Here is a 25,472-nt window from a genome sequence, read left to right on the forward strand (position 1 = left end):
TGGCCTTGGATGAGTTAATGAGGGCAGTTCCCATGTTTTTTGCAGCAGTGGCGGTGATGGCAGCGGGAAGCTTCGCCGCGGGGACCGTCGCTTCCGCAGATGCGGTAATCTCCCCCGGCGATCTCCAGCCGGCCGCCGCCGACCAAGAACTGGGCCACCTTTTTGCGGGCGCTGTTGTAAAGCAGCTGCACCGTAGGCCGGGAGACCTCCATCTGAGCGGCGCATTCTTCCTGAGTCATATCCTCCAAATCGATGAGGCGGATGGCTTCATATTCCTCCACATTCAGGAGGATGGGGGCATCATGGCCGTTCCACCCGCCGGAAAAGCTCTCCACCGGGGGGAGGCCGCAGACTCGTTTCCATTTTCTTGGACGTCCCATGGGAAAAAGCACCTCGTTTCGTTTTTACTGTGCAGGCTGTTCTGTTGGCTCGGCGGGCAGATGGCTCAGCTGTTCTTCCACCTCTGCCAGCCGCTGGGCCAAAAACTCCTTCTGCTGAAGCAGCAGCTCCCGAGTGGGAGCCTCCTGGCAGTTCATCCGACGGCAGGAGCCATCTTTGCCATGAGGTCCGCAGCCATCCCGTCTGGGGCTGCATCTGTTCATCCAGCAGGAGCTCCCTTTGCCGTGGGATTCGCAGCTGTCATGCACCATTTTTTCCTGGCGGCGTCCGCAGCCGCCCATTCCATTTTGACAATTGGCATGATTTCTCATTTGTGTAGCTCTCCTTTCTTGTGGACAGATAGGTTTTTATCATATGCTAATTACCTTGCAACCTTAGCATACTATTATTTTTGGCATATGTCAATAACTATCTGCGAAAAAATAGCCGCTGGTATGCAAAAAAGGCGGGAGAACACCGTTCCCCGCCCTCTTGTGTGTTTTGGCTACCGCCCCTTGGATTCCCGTTCCTTGAGCCGTTCATACTTGGATTTGGTGGCCATTCCGCCGCGGATATGCCGCTCGCTTTTGTTTTTCTCCAGCACCTGTTTCACCTGTTGGTACAGCTGTGGGCTGATGGCTTTTAAACGTTCCGAAACATCTTTATGTACCGTTGATTTGCTGATATTGAATTCCTTCGCGGCCTGCCGCACGGTGGCATCGTGTTCGATAATATAGTTTCCCAGCGTAATGGCACGCTCCTCGGGCAACCCTTTCAACCCAGTTCCCTCCCCGTGTCTAGTGTTTAACACATGAGTATGCACTGGGAAAAGGGTTTATGCGGTTGTCTGGCGCTTTGGGCGGGAAAAGGAAAAAATCTTGGGGTTCCCCAATAAGAGAAGCCGCCCTCCCCAGATGTGGGGAAGGCGGCTTTTTTATTATTGTTGAGGAAGGGCGCTGGATTTGGGGGTGAAGGCCATGGCGGCAACCACCGCACAGATGCCCCCGGTCAACTTGGCCGCCATGTAGGCAGAGACCACCGAGGAGGGTTCTACACTGGCCATAAAGGCCAATTGTCCCCCCAGAACAAAGGCCCCGCTGACTGCAAAGGCAGCATTCATCACCTTGCCCCGCTGGTCCATCTTATCCAGCATGGGGATCATGGAGATACAGGTGGCCAGGCTGGCGATCAGCCCCACCACCGAATAGGCGTTGATGCCCAGCCGGTCGGCGATGCGGGCGATGGCGTTGTAGAAATACCGCAGGATGAGGGAAGCGGCCACCATCGACCCAGCCACCACCACCGCGATTTTGATGACGATGGTGAGGGATTCGAAGAACAGATCGTCGGAAACTATCTGATAAGAGGGAAGAAACACCCCCAGCATCACCAGGGCAAAGAGGAGGAGGCTGGCAATCCGCACCAGGTTGCCCAAGGCGGACAGCACCCGGATGGTGACGTCCTTGGCCTTGAGGAGGCAAAGGCAGATGCCGGCGCACAGAAGGAGGATGGGCAGAAGGTTGCGGATAAGATCCCCCATGGGCAGGCCGGTGAGCAGCGCACCCGCCACCACCCCGGCGGGAATGGTGACGATCCCCCAGACGATGCCCTGCATAAAGGGGGCAGTGTCCTCCTTGCGGATGGTGGTCAGGGCCACCGGCAGGGTGAAGGAGATGGTGGCGCCCAGGCTGGAAGCCACCATTACCCCGGAGAAAATCCCCAGGGCGGGGGTAGCGGCCATCTCCTTGGCGATGGCATAGCCACCCATGTCTGGGGCCAGCAGGCTGCCGATGAGGATGGAGGCGTCAAAGGGCAGGTGGGCGGCAAAGGCGGCGATGGCCTCCGGGTTGCTTTTGACCGCGGTGACCCCGATGCAGTAGACCCCCACGATGGAAAGGGCCAGGGAGGCCATCGACTCCAGGCCGGAATCGAATTCGGCGGCCAGGCCCAGTTTCCCCCCAAAGAGTTTATCAAATAGGCCCAGGAGGGCGAAGATCAGCAGGATGCCGATGAAGATATTCATGCAGGTTTACTTCTCCAATGGTTTTGTTTTTTCTTTGAGCCAGGCTTTCTCCCGGTCGTCCATGCGGGGGCTCAAGGTGTCATAGACCATCTGATGGTAGTCGTTGAGCCAGCCCAGTTCCTCCTCGTTCATCAACTCCAGCACCACCGGTGTAGTGTCGATGGGCAGGTAGGTGATGGGCTGGAAGGCGAAGAACCGGCCGTATTTGGTCTCCATATGCTCCACCACCAAAAGCTCGTTTTCGGTGCGGATACCCACAATGCCCTCCTCATAAATGCCGGGTTCGTCGGTGATGGTCATGCCGGGCTGGAAGGGAACGTGGTTGGTCATCCGCATGCTCTGAGGGCCTTCGTGGATGGGGCCTACAAACCCGACGCCGTGGCCGGTGCCGCAGCGGTAGTCGATGCCGTAGCGCCACACCTGGTTCCGGGCCATGATGTCCAGGTTGGCCCCGGAACAGCCCTCCATAAAGACGGTGCGGGCCATGGCGATGTTGGATTTGAGGACATAGGTGTAATACCGGCGCTCCTCGTCGGTCAGTTCGCCCAGGGCGTAGGTGCGGGTGGTGTCGGTGGTTCCGTCGATGTACTGGGCCCCGGTGTCCAAGAGGAGGAAGCCCTTCTTTTGCAGCACCGCGTGGTTCTCCTTTGTGGGATGGTAGTGCATCATGGCGGCGTTGGGGCCGTAGGCCGCGATCACCGCAAAGCTGTCCTCCAGGTAACCCTCCTGCTGGCGGCGGAACTCCACGAGCTTTTCGCCCACATCCACCTCGGAGATGGTCTCCCCGGCGGCCAAGGCTTTTTCCAGCCACATCTGAAGCCGGGCCATAGCCACGCCCTCCTTGATGTGGGCGTTTTTGGTGTTGGCGATCTCGGTGGGGTTTTTGACGGCCTTCAGGCAGAAGGCGGGCTCCTCCCCTTCCAAAATGGTCAGGTTGGGGTTTTCCTCCATGGCAAGGTACAGCCGGTAGTTGACATCTTCCACGCTGACCAGCATGACGGTGGGCTTGGAGATGGCGGCGACACCCTCCAAAATCCCCTCATAGGGGCGGATGGCTACCCCGTTTTTCTCCAGGTAGGCGAGGGCCTCCGGGGAGATGCGGCTGGAGTTGACATAGACAGCCGCTTCCTCCTGGGTCAGGAGGGCATAGGCCACAAAGGAGGTATTGTACGCCACGTCAGAGGCCCGCAGGTTGAGGAGCCAGGCCACGCTGTCCAGCCGGGTGACCACCATGGCGCCGGCGCCGTTCTCCCGGAGACAGGCGCGGACCTGGGCGATCTTCTCGGCGGCGGAAAGGCCGGCGTATTTCTCCTCCAGCAGATAGACAGGGCTTTGGGGGATGGCGGGACGGCCTTCCCAGATGGGGGCGATTAGGTCCACTGCCCGGATGCCGATCTCCCGCTCCACAAACTGAGCCTCCATATCCAGCACGATGCTGGTGGCGGTGACCATGCCGTCCAGGCCCAAGGTCTCTCCGGCTTTCAGGCGGGAGAGCAGGAATTCCTGCACAGTGGGGACCCCTTTCTCCCCCATGCGGTAGAGGACAATTTCACTGCCCTCCATCTGCCGCTGGGCTTGGATGAAGTACCGGCCGTCGGTCCACAGGCCGCTTTCCGTCTCGGTGACCACCAGGGTGCCGGCGGAACCGTCAAACCCGGAGAGCCAGGCCCGGGCTCGCCAATGGTCGGGGAGATATTCGCTGATGTGGGGGTCGGAAGAGGGGATCAGGTAGGCTTGTACCCCAGCTTCTTTCATGTGCACGCGCAAAAGAGATAGTTTCTCATTGGTTGTCATATGTGGTGTTCCTCTTTTCTTTTCAGATAGGGCATATACCCCTATTGTAGCAAAGTTCTGTGTGGTTTCAAGGGGGGAAGGCATGGCAAATCCAACATTTTTGAAGGGGAAGAATCGCCTCGCCTTGTTTTTGCAGGGGGAGTATGGTACCATAGTCACAGCAAAGCTGTGCCATCTGTGCAGACTTTCCGTTGGGATAGTCACAGCCAAGCTGTGCCATTCGAAGAATTGCTTGCAGGGCATCTCTCACAAGGGCTGCAACCGGCCCTTGCCACCATAGAGAAATTGAATTGTAGGAGGACACCCCCATGCTTAGAACCAACCGCGACCAAGTGGTAAAAATCTCCGTCCAGGGGGAGATCAGCGCCCCCATCTACAGCAACCCCGGAAAACTGGATTCCGAGGGCCGGATCTTTGTTCTGCCCGGAACCGGCGGCATCACTTACAACGTCAAGATCGGCGACCCGGCCTGCGGGTTTGAGTGCGACCATGTGGAGCCCGGTGTCTCCACCAAAAACTACGATGAGATGAAGAACAACGCTTACAACTACCTGTCCTGCATCGGCAATGAGGCGACCATCATCACCGGCGATGGCAAGGGGGCCAAAGGTTTTGTCACCGGCACCCACGGCGGCATCGAACACGTCATTATGTACTTTGACCCCGCTATCCTGGACACCCTCAACATCGGGGACAAAGTCAATGTCAAAGCCTATGGACAGGGCCTCAAACTGCTGGATTACCCCGAAATCACCGTGAAAAACCTGGACCCTGACCTGCTGGACAAGCTGAACATTGAGGAAAAGAGCGGCAAACTGATCGTCCCGGTGGCCAAAAAGGTGCCCGCCAAGATCATGGGTTCCGGCCTTGGCTCCAACACCACCAACAAAGGCGATTACGACATCTGCTTGTTTGACGATGCCACGGTGGCGGAATATGGCCTGCGGGATCTGCGGCTGGGGGATATCGTTCTCCTGGAGGACTGCGACAACACCCACGGACGCAACTACCTCAGCGGCGCCTGCACCATCGGTGTGGTAGTCCACAGCGACTGCCGCATCATGGGCCACGGCCCCGGTGTCACCACCCTGTTGACCAGCAAACGGCCGCTGATCGAGGGCAAGATCGACCCCAAAGCCAACTTGGCGGACATCCTGCTGTAAGTAGGGCGTTCCAGAAGCCCCCCTCCGGTGAGAGGCGGGGCTTTTGTTATTCTGACCGGGTTTTATAAGGGAAAACCGCCTTTTCCTGTCGGTAGTTTCAGCCAGCTCCACGGAAGGAGAAGAACAATATGCCAGGCAAGGAAACAATTCTGTGAAAAAACGAAGAAAAACAAGACAATTGCCAGTAATTACATCCTATTCTGACATTTAAATTTTCTTTATTTACAGAATGTGACAGTATAGCTCGACTCCATTTCCATACAATTTTTCTGTAAAGGAGGAATTCTATGGAAATCTTTGATTTCGGTCTCCGGCTGCGGGAACTTCGGGAGAAAAAGCGCCTGTCACAGCAGCAATTGGCCGACTGGCTGGGATTGACCCGTTCCAGTATCAGCAATTATGAAAACAACACTCAAACTCCTCCCGCAGACACCCTGGTTCGCTTGGCCGACATTTACGGCGTATCGGTGGATTACCTTTTAGGGGTAAAAAACGACCGGAAACGGGTTTTGGTGATTGAAGGCCTAACCCCTTCCCAGGAGAAGGCTCTGGAAATACTGGCGGAGGAATTCCGGGAGGCCAACAGCAAATCCATCCAACGTTGACCGGGGAATGCCGGCTCCCGCTGGGCTTTTCGGCGGGAAAGGGAAGAAGGCCCACCTTCTTCCCTCTTTTACTGTGGGCTTTTTTGGACGGGTTAAGAATATTGTAAGAAAGAAACCCTTTGGTTTGTAAGAAGGAATTTTTATACTGATGCTGTAGGGCCCTTTGGGTTCCCCGAAGCCAATCCTTTCGGTGACACAATAAACGCAGGGCGTCCACAGGGGAAGACTTTGTGGTATAATAGCCACAGCAAAGCTGTGGCATTCGAAGAATTGCTTGCCGGGCGAAGCCCTTTGCGGCAACAGCCGCACCGCAATTCTTGCCGTTTGTGCAGACTTTGTGATATGGCCCAGCGGACTGGGGATTGGCAAACAAAAAGCGCCGGGAACACAATGGAGGTGTCAAAGCATGGATAAATACAACATTTTGGTGGTGGATGACGACCGGGAGATTGTGTCGGCCATCGCTATCTATCTGGAGAACGAGGGGATGCATGTCGTCAAAGCTTACGACGGTTTGGAGGCCCTGGAGGCAGTTGCACAGGGGAACATCCACCTTATTGTCATGGACATTATGATGCCCAAGCTGGACGGCATGAAAGCCACCATGCGCCTGCGGGAGGAGAACAATATCCCTATCATATTGCTTTCCGCCAAAAGCGAAGACACCGACAAAATCCTCGGCCTCAACATGGGGGCGGACGACTACATCACCAAACCTTTCAATCCCTTGGAGCTGATCGCCCGGGTAAAATCCCAGCTGCGCCGGTACGTTAAGCTGGGAACTTTGCCCCAGGAACAGCCCGATGAGGAGATTCTCCGCTCCGGCGGATTGGTGATGGACTGCCGCAGCAAGACAGTCACAGTGGATGGGGAACCGGTGAAACTGACCCCCATTGAACTGAAGATCACCGAGCTTTTGCTGCGCAACCAGAACCGGGTGTTCTCCATCGATGAAATTTATGAACGGGTGTGGAACGAGCCCAGCTTCGCGCCGGAAAACACAGTGGCTGTCCACATCCGCCGCATTCGGGAAAAGATTGAGATCAACCCCAAGGACCCCAAATATCTGAAGGTGGTGTGGGGCATCGGCTATAAGATTGAAAAATTATAGCCGGTGTCTGCCCGCCTCATTCATCTGGAAACAAAGAAGGAGGATGGCGCCATGAATACGCAACAAACTGGCCGCCGTTCCGCATTTTTGCCCGCCGTCGCTTGGATGGCGGGAATATCGCTGCTCATCGTCTCGCTGTTTGGGTGCCTGCATATCTCTGGGATGGGGTATTTAAGCAACTGGTTCCTCTCCACCCCCAGCCTTTACATCATCGAAGCGAATGTACAGAATGCCTTGGACACCATCTGGGGCAACCAAGTCCTGGTGCCGGATGGTGCGCAGGAGTACAGCTTCGGCCAGGTGGAGGTCTCCACCCAGCCGGCCCCGCCCACCATCCAGATCCGCGGCACCACCATCAGCGATTACCAGGAGTACAGCGGCTCCTTCCAGTATATCGCCTACTCCTCCATCTACCAGGCAGTGAGCAGCAATACCGGCATTTACAACCCCCAGCAGTTTTTACAGGAATACCAGGATGGCAGCGCCATCCTCATCGAGCTAAAAAATGGTACCTACCAGGTGACGATCCCCAACTATCAGCCCACCCTGTGGGAACAGGTGCAGATGCTCTTCGGCCTGGCCCAGAGGGACGGCCTTGCGGAGGAACAGGAGGCCGCTCTTGCCAACCGGTTGCAGCACAACACCTATGTGCGGGACAGCGGCGCCTCTGGGCGCAATATCCGGGATGCCTACCTGTTGTTCTGTGTGCCATTGGTTCCCACCGGAGCTGGGCGGTTGACCCAGGTGTACACAGGGTATCTCAGCGGCCGTGGGAGTATCCTCAACCTGACTGGCTTGTGCGCCGCTGCTGGCGCGGGGCTGGTCGCCGTCGCCATGGCGGGCCGCAAACGTCTGTGGATTCTCCACCAAAGGATGGCCCAAAAATCCAGCCGGGTCTTTGCCGAGGTCAAGGTGGTGTGGTTGATTTTCACCGCCGGGTGGTTGTATACCTTGGTTGGGGAACTGAGCAGCTACTGGAACTCCGATGCCATCCGCTGGTTCCTCGTCTATTTTTGGCTGTGTTATCCCATGCTGTGTGAACTCTTTTTGCAGCGGGAAGGTTTTTTGAAGCGCAACACCGTCTCCTCCATCAAGGGGATGTGGCACCGCGGCCAGCTCAAATACCGCTTTGGGCGGCGGATGCGCAATCAATTGCTCTTCCTCATCTTCAGCGAAGGGGCGCTGATCTTCTTTGGGGGGCTGTTTTTTGTCACCGCCATCACTACCAGCAATTTTGGCTCCTTTGTCTGTGATTTTTTCTTTCTGCTCTGTTTGGGGATGGGCATTTTGCTGCCTGTGCTCTACCTGCGCAGCTACACCGGGACTCTCAAGCAGTTTGAGGCGATCATCGACCAGGTGGAACGGATCCGGGAGGGGGACTTTTCCCATCCCCTGGAATTCACCGAGGACCAGATCCTCTATCCGGCGGCAGACAGCCTCAATTATGTGCAGAACGGTATGCGCCGGGCGGTGGATGAACAGGTCCGGAGTGAGAAGATGAAGGTGGAGCTGATCACCAACGTCTCCCACGATCTGAAAACCCCGCTGACCTCGATCATCAATTATGCGGACCTCCTCTCTAAAGAAGACCTGACCCCGGATTACGCCAACGATTATGTGCGCATTTTGAAACAGAAAGCAGACCGGCTCAAAACCCTAGTACAGGATCTGTTTGACATCTCCAAGGCAAACAGCGGGGAAATCCGCATTCAAAAAAATAAGATTGACGTCCAGGAACTGCTGGAACAGACCATTGCGGAGCTGGACAACCGGATTTCCCAAAGCGGTCTTTCGGTGAAAACCGAATTCCCCGCCCAGCGGCTGTGGATTCTGGCCGACGGCCACCGCATCCACCGGGTGTTTGAAAACCTGCTGGTCAACGCACTCAACTACTCGCTGGCTGGAAGCCGGGTGTATGTCTCCCTTTCCGCCGAGGAAAATTGGGTCAAGATTGCCTTCAAAAACGTGGCCGGATATGAGATGAACTTCTCCGCTGATGAGATCACCGAGCGGTTTGTCCGGGGGGATTCCTCCCGGACTACCGAAGGCTCCGGCCTGGGCCTTGCCATCGTGAAAAGTTTTGTTGCCCTCCATGAGGGGGAGTTTGCCGTCTCTATCGATGGGGATCTCTTCAAGGCGACGGTGCTGCTGCCCCGATTTGTGCCCAAAGATGATTTGGAATCGCCCTCAAAGGAAGGGCCTTTGACTGTGGGAAAAGAATAAAAAACGGGGAATCGAAAATTTTTTTCAATTCCCCGTTTTTTCTCTTGACAAACAAACAACGCCTTGGTATAATAAAAAAGCTTTCTCCGGTAGAAAGCAAATGGAATATGCGGATATGGCGGAATCGGCAGACGCGCTAGATTCAGGTTCTAGTCGGGGTCAACTCGGTGGAGGTTCAAGTCCTCTTATCCGCACCAAGAAAAAACCAGTCAGAAATGGCTGGTTTTTTCTTTTGTAATTGCTCAAAAATCGCGTCACAATGCGGTTTTTCAGCGATCATCTATTTGATTCCCCCCGCCTGTAACATCAGATACCTCCTGGTCTATCGCATCACCCTGGAATAAAAAGCCCCCCCAGCTCTTCTAAGAAGGAGGGGCGTTTGGACAATGAAACTGTGGGAAATGCAACGGATGGGAAAATGGGCGAGGCTTGCAGCAAACTCGCAACCCTTTGTGAACAATATGAACGCCCTGTAAATATTGGGGAGAAGGAGTAGGAAGACATTGACAAATATCCGAACTCGGACTATAATTCCTACTATCGCCAAAACAGCAGGAGGTAGGGAAGATGCAGGAGGTACACCCGTGGAAATTTGGGCTGATTATGCGCAAAATGCGGGAGATTGACGCCATCTACCGCGGGGCGGCTGCCAGGGCAAATATTCCGGAGGGGGAGCTCGCCATTTGGTTAGTGTTACTCCACCTAGAAAAGGAATGCTCCCAGCAGGATATCTGCGACTTTTTCTCCCTGCCGCGCCAGACGGTCAATTCGCTGATCGCCAATCTCAGGAAGAAGGGGTATGTCTGCCTAAAGCCCGCCCCAAACAGCCGCAACCGAAAGCTCATCTGCCTAACCGAAAGTGGACGCGCCTTTGGACAGCAGAAGGTTGCCTGGATTTTCCAGGCGGAGCATAGGGTGCGAGAGGCTGCCACCCCCGAGGAGCTGCAAATGGTGCTTTCTCTGCTGGAGAAGTATATTCAGAACTTTCGTGCGGAGATTGACGCGGCCAACCCTACGGGCGAATAGGGTGCGCAGAACTTTATAGATGCAAAAGCTACAAGCATCGCAGTTATTCTGTTAGGTAGGTGGATTTGTAAAAATGGAACAGAAAAATGATTTTTTAGGGAAAGAACCCGTTGGCAAGCTGTTGTTAAGGCTGTCGCTGCCCGCGATTGCGGCACAGATTGTCAACCTGCTGTACAACATGGTCGACCGCATCTATATCGGTCATATGCCCGAGGTCGGTGACCTGGCGCTCACGGGCGTGGGCGTATGCATGTCGGTCATTATGATTGTATCGGCCTTTGCCGCATTTGTGGGAAGCGGCGCTGCCCCACGTGCTTCGATGGCAATGGGACGCGGGGACCATGAGGAGGCAGAGAAAATTCTGGGCAACAGCTTCTGTGTACAGCTGCTGATTTCGGCGGCACTCACCATAGCCCTGTTGCTGTTTAACCGCCCCCTTCTGCTGGCGTTTGGCGCCAGTGAAAACACCATCGGCTATGCGACCGACTATATGAATATCTATGCAATCGGCACGGTTTTTGTACAGCTCACCCTGGGCATGAATATGTTCATCACCGCACAGGGCTTTGCCACCACCGGTATGCTGAGTGTGCTGATCGGCGCCGTATGCAACATCATCCTCGACCCCATCTTCATCTACGGAATGGATATGGGTGTCAAGGGTGCAGCGCTGGCGACGATCCTCTCCCAGGCGATGTCAACCCTCTGGGTACTGCGTTTTTTGACTGGGAAAAAGACCACCTTGCGCATCCGACGCAAAAATATGCGGCTGGAGGGACGCATCCTCAAGCCCATCTTCACACTGGGCCTTTCGGCCTTTATCATGCAGGCAAGTGAGAGCATCATTCTAGTCTGCTTCAACTCCTCGCTGCTCAAGTACGGCGGCGATGTGGCGGTGGGCGCCATGACCATTCTCTCGAGCATCATGCAGTTCTCCAACCTGCCCGCACAGGGGTTGGCCCAGGGTGCACAGCCCATCACCAGCTACAACTACGGAGCGGGCAACGCGGACCGTGTGCGCAAGACCTTTAAAATTCTGCTTTGCTGTACGCTGGGTTATACCATGGTTGTCTGGACGCTGGTTATGGCCTTCCCACAGATGTTTGCCAAGATTTTTGTGCCACAACCTGAGCTCATTGACTTTACAAGCTGGGCGCTACGGATCTACTGTGCTGGTATGGGTATCTTTGGTGCGCAGGTTGCCTGCCAGATGACCTTTACTTCCATTGGCAACGCCAAGGCATCGATTATGGTGGCTGTTATGCGGAAGTTCATCCTGCTTGTGCCGCTTATCTACATTCTGCCACACTTGGTGTCTAACCCCACCATGGGCGTCTACCTGGCAGAGCCAGTTGCAGATGTGCTTGCGGTCGCATTTACCCTTGTGCTCTTCTCCCGTCAGTTTGGCAAAGCGATGCGTGAACTGGAGTCAGGCAAAAAATCTCAGCCTGAACAGATTTAAGAGAAGGACCATTGTTCCCTAGAGGGAAAGGGTAATCCCAGAAAAATAAGAATAAGAGAAAGCCCCCAGCCAGGCGATGGAGCCTGGCTGGGGGTTTTCTCTTGCTATTGAAAGGCAAAGGGAGGCTTCCACTTCAAGGCAGCTCTACCCACTTTTTGCAGCTTGGGTACCCAAGGAATGCAGAATTGCCTCCCTTGAAAAAGATTGGCGAAACAAGGTGGGATTTTCCTCTAAAATGAAGAAAGAAATTCATGTTTTAGCAGAATAAACAGCAGAATATCTAAATTGATAATTGAAATTTTACGAATGTTGAACAAAAGCCTGATTCTGAAAATTTTTGTTGCAATCCCTGTTGCAATCCCCGAGGGGCTGTGCTATTTTAGATGGGCCATCCAAGGGTATTTTAAAATAGTTTATAAAGAGGGATTGTATGAGCCAGCAAAACAGCTCCAAGTTTCGGGAATTCCTGCTTTTGAATCTTGGGATTCTCCCCGTCATCATCGGTGTGTATTTCTTCAAATTTCCCAATAACTTTTCCATCGGCGGCGTCAGCGGCCTGTCGGTGGTGGTCGCCCCTTTCCTTCCAGGGATTTCCCCTGGATCCCTGGTGTTCGGCATCAACATGGCCCTCTTGGTGGTGGGCTACCTGATGCTGGGAAAGGGCTTCGGCATTAAAACTGCCTACACCAGTACCGTCCTTTCCGCCGGGGTGTGGGTGTTGGAGCGCATATTCCCCATGGACGGCCCCATGACCGATGAACCCCTTTTGGAATTGATCTTCGCGGTGATGCTGCCCGCCATCGGTTCGGCGATCCTGTTCCGCATCGACGCTTCTACCGGCGGCACCGACATTGTGGCGATGATCGTCCGCAAATACACCCACATGGACATTGGCCAGTGCCTGCTGGCCAGCGATATCCTCATCACCTTGGCCGCCTTTTTTGTATTTGGGCCCAAGACAGGGCTCCTCTCCATCCTCGGCCTATCCGCCAAGTCCATTGCAGTGGATGCCATTATGGAGAATATGAACCGCAACAAATACTTTACCATCATCACCACCGAGCCCCAAGCTATCTGCGACTACATCGTCGGGGAGCTGCACCGGGGTGCCACCATCTATAAAGGCGAGGGTTACTACACCCATGAGGACCGGACCATCGTCCTCACCGCCCTGTACCGCCGCCAGGCATCCCAGCTGCAAAAATATGCCCGGGAAGTGGACCCCAAGGCGTTTATCCTCATCACCAACAGCAGCGAGATCGTGGGCAAAGGGTTCCGCGGCAGCATCTAAGGGCGAAACAATCTTCCGATCTAGGACGGCGCGGTCGAAGCCGCGCCGTTTTTCATTGGCGTTGCCCCGGCAAGGCCCCCTTTTTGTAAGGCGCCGCCATTCCCAGGAAGGCCAGTGTAAAGACAGCTCAAGCAAGAAGGAAATGCCAGAAAATAGCAAAAGAGACGCCTGCAGGCGTCTCTTTTGCTGGTATGGAACGAGTAAACTCTGTCTTACAACGGGAAGTGCTGGGGGACTCCCCCTGCACTTCCCTTACGATACCAAACGTCGAGGGGAAAATCCAATTGTTTTTTTCAATTGGATGGAGCGGGAAAATCGGGTTTCCCGATAAAGTCACTTTGAAAAAGAAAAAACCGGCGGGAAGGGTTCCCCGCCGGTTTTATAATTATGGCAATAATTAGTCTTTGTAGGCAATCAGCTCAATTTCAACCTTGGCGCCTTTGGGCAGTTTGTCGACAGCAAAGCAAGCTCTGGCAGGGCAGTCCTTCACAAAGTACTCGGCATAGACGTCATTGACAGCGGCAAAGTCGTTGATGTCTTCCAGCAGGACGGTGGTTTTAACCGCATCGTCCATGGTGTAGCCCTCAGAAGCCAGGATGGCTTTCAGGTTCTCCAAGGACTGTCTGGCCTGGGCGCAAACGTCACCTTCCACAATGGCGCCGGTGGAAGGAACCAGGGGGATCTGGCCGGAGATGAACAGCAGGCCGCCTACGCGGATTGCCTGGGAATAGGCGCCAACTGCAGCGGGTGCGTTGGGGGTAGAAACTACTTTTTTCATGATGCATCTTCCTTTTCTTAAATTAGCCATTTGGCCGTACTAAAACCACCGGCCTGCCCAAAGGCCGGTCGGTTGCTTGTCTATGGACGGAAAACATTTCCGTTAATTCAAGAGTACCAAATTTGGTACAGGCTGTCAATAGAAAAAGCCACTAATTGGAAAATAATGTAACAAATCAGGGGCAAAATAATAAAAAATTATTGTATATCATGTGGTGAAAAATGCGGATGGAGCTTTACAGTATGGGGGAAAAGATAGTATAATGATGTAAAAATACTAGGAACATAATAAAAAATAGTCACAAAATGGGCCATCGCTTTACAAAGTGCAGGAACGCCCGGTTTCCTGCGCATTTGCCCCTTTTATGGAAAGGCGTACCCGCAGTTCTAGGGAGGTATCTCCCCCAAGGATAATTTTTATCGCCTTACGGTCAAAACTTGTGCAATTGGATAGCAAATTCTGTTGGAATCGCGGGCCATTTGTAGTCCGGGGAAATAGTTTTGTCGCCATTTGGTCTGCCTGCAAGCCCTGCCTACACAGGAGGGCTGTCTGTGCCATGCTCAAGGGAGAGAGGCTCCTGCCATTCCACCTTGCCCGTGTGGCTCCGGGGAATCCTTGTGTGTGTGAGAACACCAGTATTCTCCCAGCAAAATGAAAACACCTAGGGGAGGTTTTGAAGATGAATAAAGTCAAGCTTGCCCAATACACCGCGCTGGTCAAGTTCCTAGGCGCGGCGCTGGGCCCAGACTATGAAATTGTCCTGCATGACATCAACGGAAAGGACCAGTCGGTGGCAGCTATCGCCAATGGCCGAATCAGCGGGCGGAATGTGGGCGCGCCCCTAACAGACAAAGCCCTTCGGTTTATCGCCGACAAAACCTACCAGGACCAGGACTTCCTGTGCAACTACACCGGCCGCTCTAAGGACGAGCGGACGTTGCGGGCCTCCACCATGTTTATCAAAGACGATGGGGGAAGGCTCATCGGCATGCTGTGTATCAACTTTGACCCCAGCCGCTATCAAAAAGCCTCCCAAGACATCCTGAAGCTCTGCGGCCTGGATGGGGAGATCTTCCTGGAGGACAACCACCTCCACCCGGCGGGCGAGGTGGAGAATTTCTCCGATTCCATTTCCGAGGTCACCGACACTGTCCTCAAACGGTATTTGAAGGATGGCATCCCGCCCGAACGGTTGACCCAGGAGGAGAAGATGGCCATCGTCAAGCAGCTGGAGGAGCGGGGCATCTTCTTATTAAAAGGTGCGGTCAACGAGGTGGCCACCCGGCTCCACTGTTCTGCGGCCAGCATCTACCGGTATCTGGGCAAGATCAACAAGCAGAACGAATCAGGGAACTGATTGGAGGGAGAGGGCTCTGCCCTCTCCTTTTTGTTGTCTAATGTGCGGATTGGGTGACAAAAAGGGATATTTTCCCCTTTTTTTCCCATACTGAATTTACACGCCATGGGAATTGGGCTATAATGTTCCCATAGCCTGGGGACAGGCTGGCAAAGACATCTTGGGGGAGGGCGGCATCCCTCCCTTTTCGATGGGAGCGGAAAGGTGAACCGATGAACAAATACAAAAAGCTGATAGGGAATACCGTCATTTTTGCCATCGGCAGCTTCAGTTCCAAGCTGCTGGTGTTTTTGCTGATGCCGTTGTACACCCGGGTGCTGACCACCTCGGACTATGGGGTGATGGACATTATTGTCAACACCTCCAACCTGCTGATCCCCATTGTGATGGTCAGCATCAACGAGGGGATCATCCGCTTCGGCTTGGACCGGTCGGTCCGCAAGAGCGACGTCCTCTCCACCGGGCTGGGGGTGTGCCTGGCGGGGTTTCTTGTCTTTGGCCTGTTTATCCCTTTGATGAAGTGGGTGGAGTTCATCTCCAGCTATACCATGCTGATCTATGCCTATGTGCTGGCGGGCTGCCTCAAATCGGTGGTGTCCCAGTTTGTGCGGGCCATCGGCTATGTGAAGCTCTACGCCTTCGACGGCATCCTCTCCACCTTCACCACCGTGGTGTTCAACATCCTGCTTCTGGTGGTCTTTAAATGGGGAATCAACGGCTATGTGCTGTCCACCGTCCTCTCCAATGTGCTGTCGGTGCTGTTCCTCTTCTGGATTGCCAATCTGAAAAAGTTCGTCAAGCCCCGGCAGGTCTCCCCCGCCATTGCCAAGGCGATGCTGGTCTACTCCCTGCCCTTGATCCCCACCACCATCTTTTGGTGGATCACCAACGTCTCCGGCCGGTACATGGTCACCTACTTCTTAGGGGAGAGCGCCAACGGCCTTTTCTCGGTGGCTTACAAAATCCCCACGGTGATCACCATGATCTCGGGCATCTTCTCCCAGGCGTGGCAGATCTCCGCCGTCACCGAGGCAGATGACCCGGGTCAGTCCCGGTTTTACTCCGACATCTTTTCCAGCTATCAGACGGTGGTTTTCATGTGTGCTTCGGGGGTTTTGCTGCTCATCAAGCCCATCACCGCCATCCTGGTGTCGGAGGCGTTTTACCCCTCCTGGAAGTATGTCCCCTTTTTGGTGCTGTCGGTCATCTTCTCCTGCTTTGTCACCTTTTTGGGCACTTTTTACATGGTCGCCAAAAAGAACGCCATGGCCCTGGTCACCACCTGCGTGGGCGCTGGGCTCAACCTGGTGCTCAACTACTTTTTGATCCCTAAATATGGGGTCAATGGGGCGGCCTTCGCCACCTTTGCCTGCTACTTCACTGTGTTTGTGCTGCGTGCGGTGGACACCCGGAGGATCGTCCGGCTGGACCTGGGGCTGGGCCGCATGGCCCTCAACACCCTGGGGGTGGCCGCACAGGCCCTCTGCCTCCTCTATGAGGTCAAGTTCCTCTACCCGATCCAGATTGGCATTGTGCTGCTGCTCTGCCTGGTCAACTTAAAATCCATCGGCCGCCTTCTCTTCCAAGCCCTGCGGATGGTGGGAATCCGCCTGTAGAAAACGATGCAAAACCAATTCTGTTTATAAGGAGCACCTGTATGCTGAAGCATCTCCTCTTCCTGTTTGTCCTCTCCATGGTCCCGGTGGTAGAACTGCGGGGGGCCATCCCCCTGGGCGCCGCCTGGGGCATACCCTTTTGGCTCAACTACCTGGTTTGTGTGCTGGGCAACATCCTGCCGGTGCCGGTGCTGATCCTCTTTGCCCGGCGGGTGCTGTTCTTCCTGGCCAAACAGCCAAAGATCGGCAAGTACTTCCAAAAGATTATTGACATCGGCCAGAGTAAGATTGATAAACTGGGCAACTATGAATACCTGGGCCTCTACTTATTTGTGGCCGTTCCCATGCCGGGCACTGGCGCCTGGACCGGTTCCCTCATCGCCACCCTGCTCCAGATGCGGCTGTGGAAGGCGTTTTTGGTCATCGCCCTTGGAGTGATGACCAGCGGCATCCTCATGGGCATCGGCTCCTGGGGGATTCTAGGCCTTTTGGGAATCGGGGGTTAACCGATTTGTGACACTCCATTCACACAAAGTGCGAAATTCTAAAAAACGGCTTGAAATAGCCAAAAGTTTGTGGAAAAAACTACTTGCGGCCATAAGTTTACCAAGGTATACTAAAAGGGTAATCCAAGGGAGGGCCGCCTCCTAAAGGGGTTTCCGCTTGGGCTATCCCCAAAGGGATAGTAGGCGTATGGAATGAACGGGCCGCCATGGAGTGGGTTCTGCGGCATAGATCCGATTTTGTGGAGGCTCTACTGGCAACTGAATGGAGGAACTGTAATGAGCGAATTGAACATGATGGCTAAAGTCAATGAAAACGGCATTTTAGAGGTTCCCAAAGAAGCCATGGATAAATTGGGCTTGAAAGTCGGCGACAAGGTGAGCATTGTCGAGCGGTCTGGCCACATCGTCATTGAAAAACACATCGACCACTGCATTTTGTGTGGTTCCACCGAAAACCTGTTGCCGCCGCTGTACTGCGTCTGCGAGGAATGTGCTGCCAAGATTAAGAGCGGCAGTGCGCTGACCAGCGGTGCCAACCGGATTGATATCTTTTAGCAACTGGACTGTAAGGGAAAAACCCATCGAGTACAGGGAACCGCAGCAGGACAAAAGGCTTAGGCACATGGTTCCCACAGGCAGCTGAATGGAGGAACTGTCATGAGCGAATTGAGCAGGATGGCAAAGGTCAACGAAAACGGCGTTTTGGAAGTGCCAAAAGAGGTTATGGACAAATTGGGCTTGAAAGCCGGCGACAACGTGAGCGTCGTCGAGCGGTCTGGCCACATTGTCATTGAGAAGCACATCGACCACTGCGTGCTGTGCGGCTCCACCGAAAACTTGGTGCCCCCGCTGTACTGTGTCTGTGACAAGTGCATGGCCAAGATCAAAGACGGCCGTCTCATGACCACTGGTATGGATTTCTAACCCATCGCCAAGGGAAAGCGAAAAAGCCCCGGTCCCATGGGACCGGGGCTTTTTGCCGTCTGCTCTTATTAGACAGAATAGCCAAATCGAGAAAGAATTCTCCGGCGGCAGGCGGCAAAAAAGTGAAATGACGCAGGAGAACTAAAGAGATTGGGGCCAAAATCAAGAGAAATTGGAAGATCGGCGGCATTAAATTAAAAAATTGGGAAAAACCTATTGACAGAACCCGTCCCGTTTACTATAATAAGTCTTGCTGATCTAAGCCATGCTGCGCTTTTTTGCGGGAATTTCCCTGACAAAAGCAAGTGTGGAGCATCCATCCCATGCCTTCCTGGCCCTGCGGCTTAGGATGCCGCAAGGGCATGGTTTCGATATGTGATCAAAAGAATTAGGAGGTAAGACTATGTCCACTTTTATGCCTAAGGCACAAGAGATTAGCCGTAAATGGTATATTCTCGACGCAGCTGATAAGCCGCTTGGCCACACCGCAGCGACTGCTGCCATGATCCTGCGCGGCAAACACAAAACCACCTTTGCCCCTCACGTTGACTGCGGTGACCATGTGATCATCCTCAACGCCAGCAAAGCGGTTCTGACCGGTAAAAAACTGGAGCAGAAGGTGTACCGTCATCATTCCGGTTGGGTTGGCGGCCTGAAGGAGGTCAAATACTCCAAACTGATGGCTGAGAACCCCGAAAAAGCCATGATGCTGGCTGTCAAAGGCATGCTGCCTGACACCACCATCGGCCGCAAAGCTCTGACCAGATGCAAAATCTACAGAGACGCCACCCACAACCAGCAGGCTCAGAAACCTGAGGCCTGGACCCTGTAACCGGAAGGAGGACAAATTTGATGTACGATTCCAAACCTTATTTCTACGGAACTGGTAGAAGAAAGAATTCCGTTGCCCGTGTCCGTGTTTACCCCGGCACCGGCGCGATCACCATCAATGGCCGCGATATTGACAATTACTTTGGCCTGGAGACTTTGAAGCTCATCGTCCGCCAGCCCCTGGAGCTGATTGAAGCCACTGGCCGCTTTGATGTCATCTGCACCGTTGCAGGCGGCGGCGTTACCGGCCAGGCTGGTGCCATCCGTCACGGTCTTGCCAGAGCTCTGCTGCAGCAGGATGAGAACAACCGCCCCATCCTGAAAAAAGCCGGCTTCCTGACCCGTGACCCCAGAATGAAGGAGAGAAAGAAGTACGGCCTCAAAGCCGCACGTCGCGCTCCTCAGTTCTCCAAGAGATAGTTTTATCCTTCCTGCCAATCAGTCCGCTCCAGCAATGGGGCGGACTTTTTGCATATATCCCCTGTCCCCCCTGTGGGGAAAAAGGGTCTTTTGGGTATTTTCACAACAAAAAGGCATCTCCCGGCGGGCGGCACAATGGGAGGCTTCCAAATGCGGAAGGTGGAAAAGTGGGGCCAAAAAGAGGGAAAGGTGTTGTTTTTTCCCACGGATATGCCGAAAACGGACGCTGTTTACTCAAAAAGTGGAGGACATAAGGGGAACGACAATTCATGGAACTGGTGAAAATGAATTTTTGCTGCAAAGGAAATGCATGGAAAATTTCACAAACTATTTATGTATTTACAATAAAACAGAAAGGATATTAAATAGTAAAACTGTTTAAAATAAACAGATACAGAAACTTCTTAAAATTTTGTTCATTTTCCACAGAAAGACAACGGATTTTTCCGGCGATAATTTGTCAGGTGGTGGAAATTCACCCGGAAAAACCCGAAAAAAGGGCATGAGAAAGCCTCTTTTCGTCGACCTAAAAACTTGACAGCGGATAGACCACTGCATATAATGGCAACTAATCTGGTAAAAATAAGACTGGCGGGCTTGTCCCAAGCCTTGCAAGAATTTGATTTACCATGAAGGAGAAGTGTATGGATAAGGTTGCCAATTGGGTGATCGTGCTGCTGCGCAAGCTGAAAAGCAGAACTTTTGCAGCAGTTCTTCTGACCCTATCGCTGGCGCTGACCGTGATTCAGCTCACCGTCCTCACCCGCGCAGTGTATATCCGCGATGGAGAGGAAACCATTTTGAAATTTACCATCCGCCAGGACGCCGATGATATCCTTGAAGAGAACGGCATCGCCACCATGGCCTGTGATATTGTCGACTTTGACGGGTTCCACGGCCGGGTAGGGGAAATCAGCATCACCCGAGCTTTCCCAGTGGAGATCACCGCGGACGGTTCCACCCAAACGGTGATGGTCACCGGTGGCACAGTGGGCGATGCCATGGATCAGGTGGGTCTTTCCATCGATTCGGATGACCTCATCAACTACCGGCCGGGCAAACCGGTGGAGGAAGGGGACCGGATCGTCATCCAGCGGGTAGAATACACCACTGTCACCGAGGAGAGCGACATCCCCTATGAAACCATCACCAAAAGCACCAGCCTGATCCCCAACGGGCGCACCCGGGTGCTGACCCGGGGGGAGAACGGCCATAAGGTCACCACCTATATTGATATGTCCATCGATGGGGTGCCTCAAGAGCGGGAGCTTGTGGGGGAGAATATCACCAAGCGCCCAGTCACCGAAGAGATCCTAGTGGGGGACAATTCCCCAATATCTCCCTTGCAGTTTGGCACCGTGGGGGCAAACGGCGTGCCCACCAATTACCGCACGGTTCTCACCGGCCAGCGGGCCACCGGCTACAGTGCCAAGCGGGGTGCCTGGGGGGCCAGCGGCATGCGGCTTTCCCCTGGATATGTGGCCACCAACCCCAATGAGATTCCCTATGGCACCAAAATGTACATCGCCAGCCCAGACGGCAGCTTTGTCTATGGGTATGCCATTGCGGCGGACACAGGAACCGGCCTTATGCAGGACGTCATCGATGTGGACTTGTTCTATGACACCTATACCGAGAGCTGCCTGAGCAGCCACCGCATCGTCAATATTTATATTTTGGATTAAGGGGAAATCCCTGAGAAAAGGAACAGGATGGAGCAGCTTCTCCATCCTGTTTTTGTTTGCAGTTAGAGGCGGATTTCTGGGAGAATTTGGAGATGGAGGAAACAATCCCGCAATGCAGTAAACTTTGCCAGGAGCAACACTTAATCTATGACAGAGCTTCCAAATCGAGGGGTAACAGCGCCCCAAAATTGGAAACTATCCTGGGTTTATGTTACAATGATTTCAGAGAGATCATCTTGACAGGCAGAGGTGTTGCCGTCATGGCGGGAATTTTCTTTGCCCGCCATGCGGCCCCCGCTATGAGGGCGTCGGCCCCGGTCCAGGGAATCGCGGCCTGGATGCGGCACACCGCACGCAACAATGGGGGGAAACCGGTTCCGTGGGAGGGACGGGGAACCTCAGAATCCCTGTGAAGGAGGGAACAATATGAGTGAGATGGATAAAAACAAAAACAGTTTGCTCATGGTGATTATCACCTTGCTGGTTATCACCATCATCTTGTTGGTGGCGGTGATCGGCATGATGTTTGCCCGGAACAATGGCGACCAGCCAGTGTCGGGGAACCTGCCGACCAGCAGCCAGGAGGAGAGTTCCTCCAGTGAACCGGAGGAAAGCGACCCGGAGGAAGAGGAAGAATCCTCCTCGTCCTCTACCGTCAGTTCCTCCCGGCCGGTGAGCGGAGGGAGCACCACGCCGGTGAGCCGGCCCACTTATCCCACGCCCCCATCCTCCGCCCCCAGCAGTTCCAGCCAAGCCCCAGCACAGACGGTGCAGAACAAGCTGACCTACAACTCCAAGGGCACCTATGACGATTCTCAGATCTGCAAATCCCTCTCCATCGGCGCCAGCGGCGTCACCGTCAAAAACAAGACGGTCAAAGGGGATTTGACCATCCAAAGCGGAGTGGGCAAAAGCGGGACCGTCAAGCTGGAAAATGTGATCGTAGAAGGGAAACTCTATGTCTACGGCGGCGGGGAGATCGAACTGAAAGATGTGGTCGCCCCCAATATGACGGTGCAGCGCAGTTCCGATGGGTTCCACATCACGGCGACAGGCAATACCAAAATCAACAATACAGTCCTCAAAGCCCATGCCACCCTGGAAGAAAAAAGGTTGGCGGATGACGCGGAGGGCTTTATGCGGGTGACTTTGATGGAGTCCACCCAGATTTGGTACGAAGTCTCCATCAAAAATGCCGTGCTGACCGAGATTGCAGTTTATAGTCCCGCCAACATCAACCTGTCCAGCAACACCAAGGTGGGGACGGTTGTGGCGGCGGCCAATGTCCACTTTACCGGCAAAGGCCAGATCGGCACTTTGCAGGTGAAGGCGGACCGGGTTTCCTACTCGGTGAAACCCAAGAAAATCCAGGTAAAAGGGGACTATGAAGAACCCAAACTGGGAGGCTATCCCATCGGCACACCAGAACCCGATGAAGGGGGAGGCGGCGGAAGCCATAAGCCCAGCAGTTCCAGTTCCTCCAGCTCCAGCAGCACCCCCACACCGGTGAAGACACCGGTGGCGATGCCTTCTGCCAGTGTGCCGGAGGCAAAATTGAAGAACGACAACAGCGCGGAGGCAGAAAGCTGGACCTTTTCTTTCTCCATGTCCAATACAACGGGAGTGACCGGTTATGTGGTTACTCCCATTGTGGATGGCGCCCTGCTGACCGATAAGGCAAAAACACTTGGCGTCGGGGATCGGAGCGCGGTGTTTACCTCCAGCGAAATCAATCCACAAAATACCATTGCCTACCAGGTGGTGGCCAAAGGCGACAGCGCTCAGAACCGCACCGACTCTGCACCGGGCACAAGCGCCACCTATCAGGTGACTTTGCGGCTGTCTTATGACGGCGGTACCCAAAAGATCACCGCCCACAAAGGCCAGCTGGCTGGCAGCGGGACGTTGACGGTGAACCAGCACCGCAGCGACGGCTCAAAAACAAGCTATGAGCTGGCTGTTTTAGAGGATGGTTCCGCGGTGGTTGCCAGCAGCGATGGTGTTGCCAAGCCCCTTACCCCCAGCGCCTATGTGCAGCTGGTGTATGGAAGCCATCAATCGCCACGCTATATCCTCCCCGATTGGAAGGTGCCGCAGCCCGCTAAGGTTAGCGCCCCCATTGATGTCAAGCTATCAGCCATTCCCTTGGATGCCGATGGGAATATTGACACTAAGAAAGATGCCCAGTTGACCATTACCCCGCCCAGTGATATTACAGGGATTGCCAGCTATCAGGTGACTGTTGTAAGCGGTGGCTCGCCCTTGAGCCCAACGTATACCATCGCAGCCGGCAGTACGACCTGCAATATTCCACTGTCTGTGCTGAATGGGGTGGATACCTTTAGTATTTCGGTGCTCTCCAGAGGCGATGGAAACCTGAACCTGGACAGCGACCCAATTTCCACCCAAACATGGGATTTACGGCTGAAATTTGGGTATGATTCTGTTGCTAAGTGTATTAAAGCTGTTTGGAGTGGGATGAATACCCCTGCCCAATTGACAGTCACCGAAGATAAGGCGGATGCCCCTGGCCTTTATACGTTTAATTCTTTAAGTGAAAGTTTTGTAGAGCTCAAATGGGACAATACCGCCCTGGATTTGGGCGGCAAAACATGGCGGCTGACATTGACCGATGCAGCCGGATCCCACAATTCTCCCTGGTATACCTTGCCGGCAGAGTGGGTGGTGGATACTGCCAGCTCAACTTCCCCGGAAGAGGTTCCTTCTTCGCAGGGTTCTTCTTCCAGTGAAGAATAGCCTATGGGTGAACCGGTTGAATATAGGATGAATCGCAAACCACCCCGGAGGCATGCCTCCGGGGTGGTTTGTTATCCCATAAGTTTACTGCTGCTGTGCCAGGCAGGCGAATGCCTCCCGCCCGGCGTAGCGGGCACGGCGGCCCAGGTGCTCCTCGATCCGCAAAAGCCGGTTGTATTTGGCGGTGCGGTCGCTTCGGCAGGGGGCGCCCGCTTTGATCTGCCCAGCGGCTGTCGCCACCGCCAAATCGGCGATAAAGCTGTCCTCCGTCTCTCCGGAACGGTGGGAGATCACCGCCCGGTATCCGGCGTTCTGGGCGATGGAGACCGCCTCCAATGTCTCGGTCAAGGTGCCGATTTGGTTGGGCTTGATCAGCGCGGCATTTGCCGCCTTCTTCTGGATACCTTGGCGGATGCGCCCTGGGTTGGTGACGAACAGATCATCCCCCACCAGCTGAACCCGGTCGCCGATGCGGCGGGTCAGCTCCTGCCAGGAGGGCCAGTCCTCCTCCCCCAAGGGATCTTCGATGGACACGACGGGGTAGCGGCGGGAGAGGTCGTCCCAATAGCTGATCAGCTCTTCGCAGGAAAGGGAACGGCCCTGCTTGGGCAAAGTGTACCCTTCGGCGGTTTTCCAGCCGGAGGCCGCGGCATCCAAGGCGATCATGAACTGCTTGCCAGGCTGGTAGCCGCAAAGGCTGATGGCCTCCAAAATCCACTGGATGGCCTCCTCGTTGCTGGCAAGGTCGGGGGCGAACCCGCCCTCATCCCCTACGGCAGTGGATTTGCCCCGGCTGCGCAGCAGGTCCCCCAGGGTGTGGTAGACCTCGCAGCTCCAGCGCAGGGCGTCCCGGTAACTGGGGGCGCCCACCGGGACAATCATGAATTCCTGGATGTCCAGGTTGTTGGAGGCGTGCAGCCCGCCGTTGATGATGTTGAGCAGGGGAACCGGCAGGGTGCGCTTATCACAACCGCCCAAAAATTGGTACAGAGATAGGCCGGTGGAGGCAGCCATGGCCCGGCTTGCGGCCAGGGAGACTGCCAGGATGGCGTTGGCCCCCAGGTTCCTTTTGTCCGCAGTGGCGTCCAGCACCCGCATGGCGTGGTCGATGGCGGGGATGTTGGATGCGTCCATCCCCACCAGGCCGTGGGCAATTTCCCGGTTGACCCCCAGGACGGCGGTCATCACCCCCTTGCCCTTCCAAAGCTTGTCCACATGGTCCCGCAGTTCCACTGCCTCCCGGCTGCCGGTGGACGCCCCCGAGGGCACCGAGGCCAGGCCCGCAGAGCCATCCTCCAAGGTGACAGCGCATTCCACTGTGGGGTTGCCCCGGCTGTCAATGATCTGCCGGGCGTGCACCGATGCGATCTGCTGCAAATATCCCATATTTCAATTCCTCCTATGTGACTTGGTAAACATGCAAACTTCCCCGTTATTCTATCCCAAATCCGGTGGGATTTGCGGCCGGCATCAAATTTCGCCGATTGTCAAAAAGATGCAGTGATGGACTGCCTTTTTTGGC

The 25,472-nt window shown here is 54.6% G+C and carries 23 protein-coding genes and 1 tRNA gene; 17 read left to right on the top strand and 7 right to left on the bottom strand.

Features of this window, described 5'->3' with window-relative positions; all coding sequences use genetic code 11:
• Nucleotides 1-14 precede the first annotated feature (14 nt).
• The 5 genes from BQ5353_RS06580 to BQ5353_RS06600 form a co-directional block, all read right to left on the bottom strand.
• The gene (locus BQ5353_RS06580) at nucleotides 15-380 is read right to left on the bottom strand and encodes a DUF134 domain-containing protein (protein ID WP_054331871.1); all 366 of its coding nucleotides are present in this window, start codon (nucleotides 378-380) and stop codon (nucleotides 15-17) included.
• Between the two features lie 24 nt (nucleotides 381-404).
• Nucleotides 405-710 (bottom strand): hypothetical protein, encoded by a 306-nt coding sequence (locus BQ5353_RS06585; protein WP_054331870.1) that lies wholly within the window; start codon nucleotides 708-710, stop codon nucleotides 405-407.
• Nucleotides 711-883: 173 nt separating this feature from the next.
• Nucleotides 884-1,156, bottom strand: a complete 273-nt coding sequence (gene spoIIID / locus BQ5353_RS06590) for a sporulation transcriptional regulator SpoIIID (protein WP_054331869.1) — start codon at nucleotides 1,154-1,156, stop codon at nucleotides 884-886.
• Between the two features lie 159 nt (nucleotides 1,157-1,315).
• Nucleotides 1,316-2,401 (bottom strand): ethanolamine utilization protein EutH, encoded by a 1,086-nt coding sequence (locus tag BQ5353_RS06595; protein ID WP_054331868.1) that lies wholly within the window; start codon nucleotides 2,399-2,401, stop codon nucleotides 1,316-1,318.
• 6 nt (nucleotides 2,402-2,407) lie between these two features.
• Entirely contained in the window at nucleotides 2,408-4,195 is a 1,788-nt protein-coding gene (locus BQ5353_RS06600; RefSeq protein ID WP_071427528.1) for an aminopeptidase P family protein, read from the bottom strand.
• A gap of 308 nt (nucleotides 4,196-4,503) precedes the next feature.
• Here BQ5353_RS06600 and BQ5353_RS06605 point away from each other — a divergent pair, with 308 nt between their 5' ends.
• From BQ5353_RS06605 to BQ5353_RS06640, 8 genes are all read left to right on the top strand, one after another.
• On the top strand, nucleotides 4,504-5,358 hold the full coding sequence (locus BQ5353_RS06605) for a DUF4438 domain-containing protein (RefSeq protein WP_054331865.1): 855 nt from the start codon (nucleotides 4,504-4,506) through the stop codon (nucleotides 5,356-5,358).
• 287 nt (nucleotides 5,359-5,645) lie between these two features.
• On the top strand, nucleotides 5,646-5,963 hold the full coding sequence (locus tag BQ5353_RS06610) for a helix-turn-helix domain-containing protein (RefSeq protein WP_054331864.1): 318 nt from the start codon (nucleotides 5,646-5,648) through the stop codon (nucleotides 5,961-5,963).
• A gap of 406 nt (nucleotides 5,964-6,369) precedes the next feature.
• Entirely contained in the window at nucleotides 6,370-7,074 is a 705-nt protein-coding gene (locus BQ5353_RS06615; protein ID WP_054331863.1) for a response regulator transcription factor, read from the top strand.
• A gap of 51 nt (nucleotides 7,075-7,125) precedes the next feature.
• Nucleotides 7,126-9,297 carry a sensor histidine kinase gene (locus BQ5353_RS06620; protein WP_071427529.1) on the top strand — a complete coding sequence of 724 codons (2,172 nt, stop codon included), beginning with the start codon at nucleotides 7,126-7,128 and terminating at the stop codon, nucleotides 9,295-9,297.
• A 109-nt stretch (nucleotides 9,298-9,406) separates the two neighbouring features.
• A tRNA-Leu gene (locus tag BQ5353_RS06625) sits at nucleotides 9,407-9,494 on the top strand.
• Between the two features lie 370 nt (nucleotides 9,495-9,864).
• Complete coding sequence (locus tag BQ5353_RS06630) at nucleotides 9,865-10,323, top strand: MarR family winged helix-turn-helix transcriptional regulator (RefSeq protein ID WP_054331859.1); 459 nt, start codon at nucleotides 9,865-9,867, stop codon at nucleotides 10,321-10,323.
• A 73-nt stretch (nucleotides 10,324-10,396) separates the two neighbouring features.
• Nucleotides 10,397-11,785, top strand: a complete 1,389-nt coding sequence (locus tag BQ5353_RS06635; RefSeq protein ID WP_054331858.1) for an MATE family efflux transporter — start codon at nucleotides 10,397-10,399, stop codon at nucleotides 11,783-11,785.
• A 430-nt stretch (nucleotides 11,786-12,215) separates the two neighbouring features.
• A complete protein-coding gene (locus tag BQ5353_RS06640) occupies nucleotides 12,216-13,076 on the top strand; it encodes a YitT family protein (RefSeq protein ID WP_054331857.1) in 861 nt (286 codons plus the stop codon).
• Between the two features lie 397 nt (nucleotides 13,077-13,473).
• Here the strand turns inward: BQ5353_RS06640 and BQ5353_RS06645 are convergent, their stop codons facing one another.
• Complete coding sequence (locus BQ5353_RS06645; RefSeq protein ID WP_054331856.1) at nucleotides 13,474-13,854, bottom strand: RidA family protein; 381 nt, start codon at nucleotides 13,852-13,854, stop codon at nucleotides 13,474-13,476.
• 679 nt (nucleotides 13,855-14,533) lie between these two features.
• Here BQ5353_RS06645 and BQ5353_RS06650 point away from each other — a divergent pair.
• The 9 genes from BQ5353_RS06650 to BQ5353_RS06695 all read left to right on the top strand — a co-directional run bounded on the left by BQ5353_RS06650 (nucleotide 14,534) and on the right by BQ5353_RS06695 (nucleotide 23,950).
• Nucleotides 14,534-15,211, top strand: coding sequence for a helix-turn-helix transcriptional regulator (locus BQ5353_RS06650; RefSeq protein ID WP_054331855.1), 678 nt, complete (start codon nucleotides 14,534-14,536; stop codon nucleotides 15,209-15,211).
• A gap of 212 nt (nucleotides 15,212-15,423) precedes the next feature.
• On the top strand, nucleotides 15,424-16,827 hold the full coding sequence (locus BQ5353_RS06655) for an oligosaccharide flippase family protein (RefSeq protein WP_054331854.1): 1,404 nt from the start codon (nucleotides 15,424-15,426) through the stop codon (nucleotides 16,825-16,827).
• 41 nt (nucleotides 16,828-16,868) lie between these two features.
• Nucleotides 16,869-17,333: a COG2426 family protein gene (locus tag BQ5353_RS06660; protein WP_054331853.1), complete on the top strand. Its 465-nt coding sequence runs from the start codon at nucleotides 16,869-16,871 to the stop codon at nucleotides 17,331-17,333.
• Nucleotides 17,334-17,609: 276 nt separating this feature from the next.
• Complete coding sequence (locus BQ5353_RS06665) at nucleotides 17,610-17,888, top strand: AbrB/MazE/SpoVT family DNA-binding domain-containing protein (protein WP_054331852.1); 279 nt, start codon at nucleotides 17,610-17,612, stop codon at nucleotides 17,886-17,888.
• Nucleotides 17,889-17,990: 102 nt separating this feature from the next.
• Nucleotides 17,991-18,257 carry an AbrB/MazE/SpoVT family DNA-binding domain-containing protein gene (locus BQ5353_RS06670; protein WP_054331851.1) on the top strand — a complete coding sequence of 89 codons (267 nt, stop codon included), beginning with the start codon at nucleotides 17,991-17,993 and terminating at the stop codon, nucleotides 18,255-18,257.
• Nucleotides 18,258-18,660: 403 nt separating this feature from the next.
• A complete protein-coding gene (rplM, locus tag BQ5353_RS06675; RefSeq protein WP_054331850.1) occupies nucleotides 18,661-19,089 on the top strand; it encodes a 50S ribosomal protein L13 in 429 nt (142 codons plus the stop codon).
• A 20-nt stretch (nucleotides 19,090-19,109) separates the two neighbouring features.
• The gene (gene rpsI, locus BQ5353_RS06680; protein WP_054331849.1) at nucleotides 19,110-19,508 is read left to right on the top strand and encodes a 30S ribosomal protein S9; all 399 of its coding nucleotides are present in this window, start codon (nucleotides 19,110-19,112) and stop codon (nucleotides 19,506-19,508) included.
• Nucleotides 19,509-20,152: 644 nt separating this feature from the next.
• Nucleotides 20,153-21,193, top strand: a complete 1,041-nt coding sequence (locus BQ5353_RS06685) for a G5 domain-containing protein (protein WP_054331848.1) — start codon at nucleotides 20,153-20,155, stop codon at nucleotides 21,191-21,193.
• A gap of 426 nt (nucleotides 21,194-21,619) precedes the next feature.
• The gene (locus tag BQ5353_RS06695; protein ID WP_054331846.1) at nucleotides 21,620-23,950 is read left to right on the top strand and encodes a hypothetical protein; all 2,331 of its coding nucleotides are present in this window, start codon (nucleotides 21,620-21,622) and stop codon (nucleotides 23,948-23,950) included.
• A gap of 84 nt (nucleotides 23,951-24,034) precedes the next feature.
• Here the strand turns inward: BQ5353_RS06695 and eno are convergent, their stop codons facing one another.
• Complete coding sequence (gene eno / locus BQ5353_RS06700) at nucleotides 24,035-25,336, bottom strand: phosphopyruvate hydratase (protein WP_054331845.1); 1,302 nt, start codon at nucleotides 25,334-25,336, stop codon at nucleotides 24,035-24,037.
• Nucleotides 25,337-25,472 lie beyond the last annotated feature (136 nt).

Origin of the sequence: Merdimmobilis hominis (assembly GCF_900104615.1) — a bacterium.
Lineage (GTDB): Bacteria > Bacillota > Clostridia > Oscillospirales > Ruminococcaceae > Merdimmobilis > Merdimmobilis hominis.

Coding starts and splice junctions, on each gene's coding strand:
- BQ5353_RS06580 (WP_054331871.1), bottom strand. CDS start 380: ATGGGACGTCCAAGAAAATGGAAACGAGTCTGCGGCCTCCCCCCGGTG.
- BQ5353_RS06585 (WP_054331870.1), bottom strand. CDS start 710: ATGAGAAATCATGCCAATTGTCAAAATGGAATGGGCGGCTGCGGACGC.
- BQ5353_RS06595 (WP_054331868.1), bottom strand. CDS start 2,401: ATGAATATCTTCATCGGCATCCTGCTGATCTTCGCCCTCCTGGGCCTA.
- BQ5353_RS06600 (WP_071427528.1), bottom strand. CDS start 4,195: ATGACAACCAATGAGAAACTATCTCTTTTGCGCGTGCACATGAAAGAA.
- BQ5353_RS06605 (WP_054331865.1), top strand. CDS start 4,504: ATGCTTAGAACCAACCGCGACCAAGTGGTAAAAATCTCCGTCCAGGGG.
- BQ5353_RS06610 (WP_054331864.1), top strand. CDS start 5,646: ATGGAAATCTTTGATTTCGGTCTCCGGCTGCGGGAACTTCGGGAGAAA.
- BQ5353_RS06615 (WP_054331863.1), top strand. CDS start 6,370: ATGGATAAATACAACATTTTGGTGGTGGATGACGACCGGGAGATTGTG.
- BQ5353_RS06620 (WP_071427529.1), top strand. CDS start 7,126: ATGAATACGCAACAAACTGGCCGCCGTTCCGCATTTTTGCCCGCCGTC.
- BQ5353_RS06630 (WP_054331859.1), top strand. CDS start 9,865: ATGCAGGAGGTACACCCGTGGAAATTTGGGCTGATTATGCGCAAAATG.
- BQ5353_RS06635 (WP_054331858.1), top strand. CDS start 10,397: ATGGAACAGAAAAATGATTTTTTAGGGAAAGAACCCGTTGGCAAGCTG.
- BQ5353_RS06640 (WP_054331857.1), top strand. CDS start 12,216: ATGAGCCAGCAAAACAGCTCCAAGTTTCGGGAATTCCTGCTTTTGAAT.
- BQ5353_RS06645 (WP_054331856.1), bottom strand. CDS start 13,854: ATGAAAAAAGTAGTTTCTACCCCCAACGCACCCGCTGCAGTTGGCGCC.
- BQ5353_RS06650 (WP_054331855.1), top strand. CDS start 14,534: ATGAATAAAGTCAAGCTTGCCCAATACACCGCGCTGGTCAAGTTCCTA.
- BQ5353_RS06655 (WP_054331854.1), top strand. CDS start 15,424: ATGAACAAATACAAAAAGCTGATAGGGAATACCGTCATTTTTGCCATC.
- BQ5353_RS06660 (WP_054331853.1), top strand. CDS start 16,869: ATGCTGAAGCATCTCCTCTTCCTGTTTGTCCTCTCCATGGTCCCGGTG.
- BQ5353_RS06665 (WP_054331852.1), top strand. CDS start 17,610: ATGAGCGAATTGAACATGATGGCTAAAGTCAATGAAAACGGCATTTTA.
- BQ5353_RS06670 (WP_054331851.1), top strand. CDS start 17,991: ATGAGCGAATTGAGCAGGATGGCAAAGGTCAACGAAAACGGCGTTTTG.
- rplM (WP_054331850.1), top strand. CDS start 18,661: ATGTCCACTTTTATGCCTAAGGCACAAGAGATTAGCCGTAAATGGTAT.
- rpsI (WP_054331849.1), top strand. CDS start 19,110: ATGTACGATTCCAAACCTTATTTCTACGGAACTGGTAGAAGAAAGAAT.
- BQ5353_RS06685 (WP_054331848.1), top strand. CDS start 20,153: ATGGATAAGGTTGCCAATTGGGTGATCGTGCTGCTGCGCAAGCTGAAA.
- BQ5353_RS06695 (WP_054331846.1), top strand. CDS start 21,620: ATGAGTGAGATGGATAAAAACAAAAACAGTTTGCTCATGGTGATTATC.
- eno (WP_054331845.1), bottom strand. CDS start 25,336: ATGGGATATTTGCAGCAGATCGCATCGGTGCACGCCCGGCAGATCATT.